The sequence below is a fragment of the Pseudoxanthomonas wuyuanensis genome (genome assembly GCF_900215535.1).
Taxonomy (GTDB): domain Bacteria; phylum Pseudomonadota; class Gammaproteobacteria; order Xanthomonadales; family Xanthomonadaceae; genus Pseudoxanthomonas_A; species Pseudoxanthomonas_A wuyuanensis.
This window is the reverse complement of sequence record NZ_OCND01000023.1, coordinates 1-5138: the sequence shown is the minus strand read 5'-3', so window position 1 is coordinate 5138 and position 5138 is coordinate 1. Positions and strand designations below refer to the sequence as shown.

Annotated in this window: 3 protein-coding genes and 1 pseudogene; all 4 read right to left on the bottom strand. The window is 57.1% G+C overall.

Annotation, left to right across the window (positions count from 1 at the left end):
• The coding region (locus tag CRO39_RS21265; protein WP_484565182.1) for an RHS repeat domain-containing protein at nucleotides 1-1880 on the bottom strand (1880 nt) is incomplete at its 3' end.
• A 375-nt stretch (nucleotides 1881-2255) separates the two neighbouring features.
• Nucleotides 2256-2816: pseudogene (locus CRO39_RS21465) on the bottom strand (DUF6531 domain-containing protein); the annotation flags it as partial.
• Nucleotides 2817-3089: 273 nt separating this feature from the next.
• The gene (locus tag CRO39_RS20125) at nucleotides 3090-3518 is read right to left on the bottom strand and encodes a hypothetical protein (RefSeq protein WP_097123768.1); all 429 of its coding nucleotides are present in this window, start codon (nucleotides 3516-3518) and stop codon (nucleotides 3090-3092) included.
• A 493-nt stretch (nucleotides 3519-4011) separates the two neighbouring features.
• On the bottom strand, nucleotides 4012-5138 hold a 1127-nt coding region (locus CRO39_RS20120), incomplete at its 5' end, for an RHS repeat domain-containing protein (RefSeq protein ID WP_141400884.1).

Here is a 5138-nt window from a genome sequence, read left to right as displayed (position 1 = left end):
TAGACCATGTGCTGCAACTGCCCGCTCTTGGTGTAGGCATAGCGCAGTTGGAACGCCTGGCCATTGGTGGTCTGCACCTTGCGCACCAGGTGGCCAAAGCGGTCGTAGCAGTACTGCGTGCTGCCGCTGCCGTCGGTCATTGCGGTCAGCCGGCCGACCGCGAACGTCTCGCCGGCCGCGCATACCGGCGGGGCGATGTCGTAGGTGTAGGCCACATTCAGGCTGCTGTCCGGGTAGGTGATGGCGGTCAGCCGGTTCAGCGCGTCGTAGCTGTAGCCGGTGGTGACGCCGCGCGCGTCGGTCTGGGTGGCGCGGTTGCCGGCAGTGTCGTAGGTGTAGCTGGTGGTGCCGGTATCGGGGCTGCTCAGTTGCAGCAGGTCGCCCAGGCCGTTGTAGCTGTACGTGGTGTCCAGGCCTTTGGGGTCGGTGACCTTGGTCAGGTTGTCCAGCGCGTCGTATTCGAACTTTGTCTCGGCGGCGATGCCACCGACATCCTGCAAGGTGCGCTTGAGCCGGTTCAGCGGGTCGTACTCGTTGCGGGTCTCACGGCCGAACGTATCGGTGACCGAAGTAGTGTTGCCGTTAGCGTCGTAGCCGAAGTCGGTGGGGTTCGCCTGCGCATCGGCCACCGTGGCCAGCTGGCCCAACTGGTTGTAGAGGCGCGACAGCGTGCGCTTGAGGTTGCCGCCGGCGTCTTTGGTGTCTTCCTGGATGCGGTTGCCGGCATTGTCCAGCAGGTATTCGATGCGGTTGCCGGCGTTGTCGGCAATGGCGACCAGCCGGTGCGCGGCGTCGTATTCGTAGGCGGTGAACGCGCCATCGGGCTGGGTGACCTTTTTCACCAGCCCGGTCGGCCAGTACTCAATGCGGGTCACCTGGTCATCGGCCTCGGAGGCGTCATCCGCGCCGCGTACTTTACGCGCGGTCAGCCAGCCACGCGGGTGGTACTCCAGGTCGGTAATGACGCCGTTGGCGTCCTTGACCGACAGCACCCGGCCGGCGCCGTCATAGCGCAGGGTCTCGGTGACCTGGCCCAGCGCGTTGGTGACTTTCCAGAGGTCGCCTTTGCGGTGGGGGCAGGTGGTGGGGGCGGTGGCGCAGGTCGCGTCGTCGGTGGGATAGTAGGTGTAGGTGGTGGTGTCGACGGCGCCGGTGAGCGGGCCGTCTACGGAGGTGGTCAGGCCGACTAGTGGGCATGTGCCTGCTGTAACGTCGGCTTGCTCGCAGTAGGTGGTGGTGACGACGCGTGCCAGGTTGGTGGCAGGATCGATCTGCGTTGAAGTCAGGATTTGACCGCGGGTGTTGTGGGTCCAGGTGTATTTGGCGACCAACGCGTTGGCGGCGCTGTAGGTGCGGCGCTCGGTAGGAACTCGGAACGTGGCGTGCCAGTCGGTCTGAGTGGTGCGCTCCTTACCTGTGCCGTCGTTGGAAGCTTCAACGCGTTGGACTTCCAGATTTCGCGCCGTATCAAAAGCCCGATTCATCACATTGCCATTGGAATCCGTCTCTGACGTCAGGTTGCCATTCGTATCGTACCCCCTGCTGACTGACAGAGCGCCACCGCAAACAAAGCATTCCGGACTGATTGCGACCGCTTTGTAGACCCCTAAAATCGTCTGGAATTGATAGGTGTGCGCCACACCAAAGGGATCTGTTACAACTGTCGTTGAGTGAAGCGAAGGAAAGCTAAATTGGAACTTATCCACACCGCCCGCATGTTCCGTTGAGATTGCTCTTCCCGCCGCGTTGTAACCAAAGGTTGCGAAGCGCTCTCCGTTCTCATCGACGATCCCAGTCATCGCACCAGGAAGATCTGCATCCTGCGTATACGCCGCCTCATTGTAGACATAGCCTCTAGCGTTTCCATCAGGAAATATCACCGACACAAGATTATTGCTGGCATCGTAGGTATAGGCGACCGAATTCCCGACAGAATCCGTGATTGTGGCGATGTTGCCTGCGCCAACCACCGCATCTACCGGGTTATAGGTAAAGCTGAGAGACCTTCCGTAATCATCCGTGACTGATAGCAGCTTCGGATCCTCACCAGAGGAAGAACTACCCGAGTACGCAAGCGTGGTTGTCCGGCCTTCCTTTGTTGTGATCGACTGAAGCAGTCCGCTCGCATCGTACACTTCGACCATATCCTCAGCCGTTGTCAGCTTGTAGCCAGAAGCAAGCGACTCTAGCCTGTAATTGATATCCGCATCGCCAACCCAAGCAGTGGATGGAGCCGTACGCTCGAAGGAGAACTCCTGCCCGTTTGGACGCCGCACTATCGCTAATGCCCAGTCCTGATAGATGCCAAGAGAAATCCGTTGGGTGAAGGTTGAATGCCAGTTCGCACCAATCACTCGCTTGATTCGGGTTGACCTGGACAGGTACGTCCTGACGTACCGCAGTTCGCCCTCTCCGATATCCGGACCTTCATTCTGTCGCTTAAAGCCCGTAGCAGCATCTATCGGGTTTCCGATTCCGTTACAAGGGTCGCAATTCTTCGTCTCGGGTGGACCACTGATGTATCCGATAGGACCGCCAGCGGCAACACTTCCATCCGGGTAATAGAAAGCCGTACTGATAGGTAACCAGCCATTCGATGGCGGCAGAACCAGCGGCGTATTTGGGTAGAATTTTTTCGTTGTCGACCCATCACAAGAAATGCTCGGGTCGGCATGATAGGGTTTCTGACTTCCGAAACAACCCGCTTTGGCCGCCTCGTCGATACTTGCAAGACCATATATTTGATCACTCCCCCATGGCGCCGCCACAAAGCTTCCAGATGCTGCGGCATTCACGGCAGCAATGCTTAAACCCATACACAGGGTGACTCGAACTATCAAGCAACGCATATCGATCCGCATATATGTTCCTTCATTGATGCAGATTGAAAACAACTAACCGACTGTTGATTTCTGACTGCGCGAGTATGGGGCTTTGGAGCAATCAGGCAGACCTCGTAGAGCGGAATCGCCAAGGGCGATAATCAGATTTGCTGTTAAAAATCCGCCGGACGTTTCTCCGCCCCAGATCGACATTCGGCGGAATCCGCTACGCGGGTTCCGCCCTACGCTGGCTGGCTTCCTTTAAGCCTATCTTCCCCAGCGCCGCTTTAGTTCCATTAGGCGAGCCTGGTTCTCTGGCGTCTCGTTCTTAGAGAGAAAACGTATCACTGTATCTCTTGCCTTTTCGTCTCCCGCGTCGCCGGCTTTCTCGATCCACGCAATACCCTCCGCTTCGTCACCAACAGACAGGATGTAATAATTGGCCAACTCTTTCATCGCAGCAAGGTCGCCATTCGAGGCACGCTGTTCAAGTAGAACTCTCTTGGATTCACTCAACTCGAATCGTTCTCCCGGCGTAGGAGCGTACGAATTGTGAACCATCTGGTCTTTGCTTCGACAGGCCACAAGCACCAGTCCAAGAAGAAGAACAATGAGCCACTTTTCTGACAGCGCTCGCAACACTCCAGTATTCATCATGGAAACTGCCTCATAGTCCTCGTAGGGCGGAATCGCCAAGAGCGATGACCAGCTTCGCTGTTGAAGACCCGCCGAATGATCCCAGCCGAAGATAGAAATTCGGCGGGCCTCTAACAGCGAAGTTGGTCATCCGCTACGCCGGTTCCGCCCTACGTCGGCTAATGTTCTTGGGAGTCAAACCGAAAGCCTGAAGCTTCAACAGGAAGCTCCAACAGAACCCTCCCAGACTTTGCGGCGAGTTTTAAGCAATCGTCCGTGAGACTTGCCATTACACGCGAAGAATTCGTCTTTCGGTAAGCAAGGATGTCCCACTGCCCGGTGGGGCTTTGACGATAAATATACGCCTCTCGAAGCTCCAGCCCCGAGCCGTAGTCCCTAGTGATGACAAGGAACTTTTCGGTACTAGAGGAAAGCTTTTGCTTAGTGAAAATAGGCTCCTGCAAACTATCTACAGCAGCCTGACTCAGACTTGCTTCTAGGGCCAAGTTTTCCGCATGACTGGACATTGAAAATAGCAGCGTAGTGGCGAGAACTAACGATTGGAAGCGCATAGGACACCGCATTTTTTGGAGTAGTTTGGACCCTTAGGGCCATAATTTCTATCCGCCGCCCCCGGATCGGCAATAGTGTTTCCGGAAGCATCAAGGTTCGTTGCGGGCGACCAGCCTGGCTTATGTGACCACATCCCATTCTGATCTTGTCTATACCAGTGATAGTCCACCTCGGGTGCGATGACAAGATAGACCTTGTGTGTGCACGAAGGGCAGTTGCCGTTCTTATCGGACTTTGTCATCCCATCCCTGATAGCAGCTCGGATGATCGAGCTGCAAGTAAGGCTTTCGAATGGTCGACCACTCCATTCACCAGGTTGAGGCTTACTTGGGAAGGGGCGTGGCAGCTGATCTGCAGGATTCTCCGGCCTATCTGCAGCGTAGCTGTAGCAATTATTTGTCCCTTGAACGTACCTGCCGTCGTTCCACAAGCCGGGTGCATAGGAGGGTGACGCCGGACAGGTGCCGCTCATTCCAAAAGGATCGATTAGTCCAAATGGCGTAGAAGATGCGTAACTATACGTTTCAACACCAGCAATCATGCCCATAGGATCGCTTTCAACATAACGCCCGCTGCCGGCGTCATAATCCCGGAAGTAGTTGTAATTCAAACCACTCGCCGCATCAGACCGCTGCCCCGGGAACCGCATATCGAACACGAAGGTGTGGGCGTCGCCATCCGGGTTCTGGTCGGGGGCGGTGTTGCCGAAGGCTTCGCCTTTCAGGTCCCAGGTCCAGACCGGGACGTTGCGGGCCACTTCGATGACGGTGCGCGGGGTGCCCAGGTGGTCGGGTTGGAGGTAGTGCAACTGGTTGTTGTTGGCGACCAGGCCCACCGGCAGGTCGTCCATCCAGAGTGCCTGTTGCAGGGCATTGCCGGCGCTGTCGTAGTCGCCGAGCCAGTGGCCGGCTTCGTCGTACAGCGTGTAGGTGTTGCTGGTGCCCAGGTGCTTGCGCACCTGTTCGCCGCGGCCGTTGTAGGCGTAGTTCATCGTCGCCACGCCGCCCTGCTTGACCTGGCTCATCCGGTTGGCGTCGTTGTAGACGAACTCTTTCGCGCCAATGTTGAGGGTGTTGCCAGCCGCATCGTAGGCGCGGATGACACCGC